Annotated in this window: 5 protein-coding genes and 1 pseudogene; all 6 read right to left on the bottom strand. The window is 51.8% G+C overall.

The window, feature by feature from the left end; translation table 11 throughout:
• Nucleotides 1–285, bottom strand: a 285-nt coding sequence (locus tag lacNas_RS13875; protein WP_201346959.1) for an ATP-binding cassette domain-containing protein, incomplete at its 3' end; no start/stop codon positions are given.
• Complete coding sequence (locus lacNas_RS13880; protein WP_201331850.1) at nucleotides 278–1,054, bottom strand: ABC transporter ATP-binding protein; 777 nt, start codon at nucleotides 1,052–1,054, stop codon at nucleotides 278–280. The genes lacNas_RS13875 and lacNas_RS13880, both read right to left, overlap by 8 nt.
• A gap of 15 nt (nucleotides 1,055–1,069) precedes the next feature.
• Complete coding sequence (locus lacNas_RS13885) at nucleotides 1,070–2,044, bottom strand: branched-chain amino acid ABC transporter permease (RefSeq protein WP_201331849.1); 975 nt, start codon at nucleotides 2,042–2,044, stop codon at nucleotides 1,070–1,072.
• A gap of 14 nt (nucleotides 2,045–2,058) precedes the next feature.
• The gene (locus tag lacNas_RS13890; RefSeq protein ID WP_201331848.1) at nucleotides 2,059–2,937 is read right to left on the bottom strand and encodes a branched-chain amino acid ABC transporter permease; all 879 of its coding nucleotides are present in this window, start codon (nucleotides 2,935–2,937) and stop codon (nucleotides 2,059–2,061) included.
• Between the two features lie 49 nt (nucleotides 2,938–2,986).
• Nucleotides 2,987–4,180: an ABC transporter substrate-binding protein gene (locus lacNas_RS13895; protein ID WP_201346960.1), complete on the bottom strand. Its 1,194-nt coding sequence runs from the start codon at nucleotides 4,178–4,180 to the stop codon at nucleotides 2,987–2,989.
• Between the two features lie 378 nt (nucleotides 4,181–4,558).
• A pseudogene (locus lacNas_RS14555) lies at nucleotides 4,559–4,702 on the bottom strand (phosphoribosylamine--glycine ligase); the annotation flags it as partial.

Below are 4,702 nucleotides of genomic sequence, written 5' to 3' on the forward strand. Positions count from 1 at the left end.
CATTCCGGCGAAGATGCGCCGGCCTTCAGGAACCTGGGAAACGCCGGCAGCCACGATTTTTGGCGCAGACAGCTTGGCCAGGGACTCGCCCAAAAAGACGATTTCACCGTTGGCCGGCTTCAGCAGGCCGGAAATTGTCTTCAAGATCGTCGACTTGCCGGCCCCGTTGGCGCCAATCAAAGTGACGATTTCGCCTTCCTTGATGTCGAAGCTGACGTCGCGGACGGCCTTGATGGCCCCGTAATTGACCGAGAGGTGGTCGACTTTCAAAATTTCTTTAGGCATCTGCTCCACCTCCGAGGTAAGCGTTGATTACGGCTTCATTGTTTTGGATTTCGCTTGGCGTGCCCTGGGCCAGCAGCTTGCCTTCAGCCAGGACATAGATTCTTTCCGCCAGGTTCATGACCAGGGACATGTCGTGTTCGATCAAAAGCACGGCAATTCCGTATTCGGTCTGCAGGCGCTTGATCAGCTTGGTCAAGTCGGCAGTTTCTTCCGGGTTCATCCCCGCTGCCGGTTCATCCAGGCAGATGATCTTTGGATCGGTTGCCAGGGCCCGGACGATTTCGACCTTCCGCTGGGTCCCGTATGGCAAGTCGCCAGCCGGGAAGTACATCACGTCTTCCAGGTCAAAGTCCGCCAGCAGCTCCTTGGCCCTTTTTTCCATCGCGTCTTCCGTCTTGTAGTAACCCGGCAGGCGCAAGACCGAGGTCAAAAAGTTTTCCTTGTACTGGTTGGTCAGAGCAATCAAGACGTTTTCCAAAACAGACAGCTGACTGAACAAGCGGATGTTTTGGAAAGTTCTGGAAATCCCCATCTGGGCAACCTTGTAAGCCTTGGTATTCTTTTTAACTTCTTGACCGGCGATCTTGACCGTCCCGGTCGTGGCCGGGGCAACCCCGGTCAAGCAGTTGAAGAAGGTAGTCTTCCCCGCCCCGTTGGGGCCGATCAAAGCGACCAGCTCTTTTTCGCCAACGTGCAGAGAAACATCGTCGACCGCGGTCAAACCGCCGAAAACTTTGGTGATGTGATCTGCGCTCAAAGCGTCCGTCATTTCAGTTCCTCCTCACTACTTGCTTTCTTTTCCAGTTTCTTTCATGTTGCCGTCCTGTTTTCTGGTCAGCAGGCGCTTGAAAGAAAATTCCCACTTGCCGAACAGGCCGCCCGGCTTAAAGATCATGATGACGATCAGGGCAATTGCGTAGAAGACCATCCGCAGAACGCCCAGGCTCTGCAGGGCCGCGTCCAAAACTCCCAAGAGCGCCGTGGCCACGAAAGTCCCGGTAATGCTGCCCAGACCCCCGAGAACCACGAAGATCAGGATGCTGATCGATTCCATGATCCCGAAGCTGGATGGGACGATCGTCTGCAGGTATGAAGCGTACAAGGAACCGGCAATGGCTGCCGTTGCCGCGCCCAGAACAAAGGCTGACAACTTCCACTTAGTCGTGTTGACCCCCATGGCTTCAGCCGCAATTTCGTTTTCACGAATCGAGATGACCGCCCGGCCATCCCGGCTGTGGATGAAGTTGACGGTCACGATCGTGGTCAAGCAGACGAAGATGTAAACCACGTCCCAGGTCGCGTACTGCGGAATGTTAAACAGACCGGCCGCGCCGTTGGTGATCTTCATGTTGTTGATCACGATTCTGATGATTTCCGCTGCCCCCATCGTGGCGATGGCAAAGTAGTCACCGTGCAGACGCAGGGTCGGAATGCCGACGATCAAGGCCACGATGATCGAGATGACCACCCCGACCAAGATCGAGAGGTAAAAGCCGCCGGCACTGTTCATCGTCTGGGTCATGATCCCGGTCGCGTAAGCGCCCAAAGCCATGAAACCGGCGTGGCCCAATGAGAATTGCCCGGAAAAACCGATGACCAGGTTCAGCCCGACTGCCAAAATGATGTTGATCCCGATCGTCACCAGCATGTTTTCAATGAAAGTGTTGATCACGCCGGTCAGCATCAAGGTGTTGATCAGGTAGAAGCCCGCGACCATGAGGATCAGCCAGCAAAGATTGTATTTCCAATTCTTCTTCATCTGACTTCTTCCTCCTAAACCTTTTCAACTTGTTTCTTGCCAAACAGGCCGCCTGGCAGAACAAGCAAGATAATAATCAAGACAATGTAAACGGCAGCGTCTCTGAATGCCGAGAAGCCCATGGCTTGTACGGCAGTTTCCAGAAGCCCGATCAAGAAGCCGCCGACGGCTGCCCCAGGAATGGACCCGATCCCGCCTAAAACAGCGGCGACAAAGGCCTTGATCCCTGGCGTCATCCCCATCAACGGGTCGATGGAGTTGTAGTAAAGGCCGATCAATACGCCGGCTGCCCCTGCCAGGGCACTACCCAAAGCAAAGGTGATTGAAACCGTGTGGTTGATGTTGATCCCCATCAGGCTGGCTGCGTCATAGTCGGTAGAAACCGAACGCATGGCCCGGCCGGTCTTGGTGTAGTTGATGATGTACATCAAGCCGAGCATCAAAATCAAAGTAGTAACCAGGATGATCAGCTGAATATTGGAAATCGTTACCCCACCCAGGTCAAAAGTCTTCCGTTTGATTACCTGCGGGAAGTTCCGGGTATCCGAACTGCAAAGATAGGACATCCCGTTTTCCAGGAAGTAGGAAACCCCGATCGCCGTAATCAAGGCAGCCACCCGCGGCGCGTTGCGCAGCGGCCGGTAGGCAACGGCTTCAATAATCACGCCGGCTAAGCCACAGACAATCATGGCCGTGATCAAGGCGGTGATAAAGCCAAAGTGCAGGTAATTGATCGTGTAGTACCCCCAATACGCACCTAGCATGTAGACGTCGCCGTGCGCGAAGTTCAGCAGCTTTGAGATCCCGTAAACAATCATGTATCCCAGAGCCAGCAAAGCATAAATGCTACCGAGCGACAGTCCATTTATCAATTGCTGAAAAAATGTATGCAAGTTTAAAACCTCCTTGACTTGCCTATGGCATCATCACAAGTTAAAAAGCTTACTTAACCGTGTATGCCTTGGTGATCTTACCGTTGGTCATTTGTTCAACGACAACTGACTTTTGCGGGTTGTGCTTGGAGTCCATCGTGATGTTCCCAGTTACACCCTTGAAGTTCTTCAGGCTTGCCAGACCCTTTTGGATTGCGCTTGAAGATACTTCGCCTTCCTTCTTGGCAGCCGCAACGATCATGTAAACTGAGTCGTAAGCCAATGAGCTGAAGGTTGCCGGTTCTTCGCCGTACTTAGCCTTGTAGGCCTTCAGGAACTTAACAACTGCTGGTTCCTTGGACTTGGTTGAGAAGTGGGTCGTGTAGTAAACGTTGCTTGCGTTCTTGTTGCCGGCGATTTGTGCCAGTTTTGGTGAACCCATGCCGTCAGCACCGACAACCGGAACATCTAAGCCCATTTCGCGGGCTTGCTTGAGGATCAGGCCGATTTCAGTGTAGTAACCTGGCAGGTAGATTGCGTCAGGCTTCTTGGCCTTGATCGTGGTCAGGGTTGAGTTGAAGTCCTTGTCGCCTGACTGGAAGTATTGGGTAGTAACGATCTTGCCGCCCAACTTCTTGAATTCCTTGGTGAAGGACTTGGTTAAGCCAGTACCGTAGTCAGTTGAGTTGTCGGCCATGATGGCAACGCTCTTCTTCTTCAGAGTGTTGTACATGAAGTCAGCAGCCTTCTTGCCTTGGAACGGGTCGATGAAGCAGGCACGGAAAGCGTACTTCTGGGTTTGTCCGCTCTTAGTCTGGGTAAACTCTGCAGCAGTTGCTGACGGGCCAACCATCGGCACCCCGGCCTTGGTCAGGTTGGCGATTGAAGCAGTAGCGTAAGCAGTGGCTGCCGGGCCGACTTGAGCGACGATCTTGTCGCTGTTGGCCATTTGAGCGGCTACTGAAGCGGCAGTTGAAGTGGATGACTTGTTGTCGCTGATGTAAAGCTTGACCTTATAAGTCTTGCCGCCGATCTTGACGCCCTTCTTGTTGATTTCCTGGGCTGCTAAAACGATCCCCTTCTTTTCCTGCTGGCCGTAGCTGGCAACTGAACCGGAAAGTTCCAGGTTGACCCCGATTCTGATCTTGTTGTCGCTGGTCTTGTTACCGGTGCTTGAGCTCGTCTTGGCCGTTGCACAGCCAGTCAGTGCAGCTGCGGACATCATGGTTGCGGCTGCTAAGCCAAAAGCTTTCTTAAAATTCATGATAATTTCCCCATTTCGATCAAATATATTAGAACTACAAGTCTTTGTTGACGTTTAAACTAAAATTAAAAAGCCTTCACTCATCATGTGAGTGAAGACTCATATCCGGATCATTGAGCTCACTCACAAATGCAGTCGAAGAAGAGCTCATCCAGAGCTCTACATAATTTGCAAGAGAGTAATGACGGCAGCTGAGAACAGCATCGCGTTATTCATTTGTTGACACATTTGGCATTTCATAATTCTCAGCTCCTTTTAATTTTAAGTTGCTTTTATTTTATTTAATTTTCGTCTTAATGTCAACATCATTTATCATTTTTGTTTAATTTTTCTGCCAAAGCAAAGAAAAAAAGAGCCCTCAGGCTCTTTTTTCTCTCATTATTCGAACTTCTTGCCGGTTGCCCGGTAGCCGATATCCTGGCGGTAAAAGGTCCGCGGGATGTCCAGCTTGGCCAGGTAGTCATAAACCTGCTTTTGCGCTGCCGGCAGGTCGGCTGCTTCAGCCCGGACCATCAAGATCCG

Source organism: Lactobacillus nasalidis, from assembly GCF_016587775.1.
Classification (GTDB): Bacteria; Bacillota; Bacilli; order Lactobacillales; family Lactobacillaceae; genus Lactobacillus; species Lactobacillus nasalidis.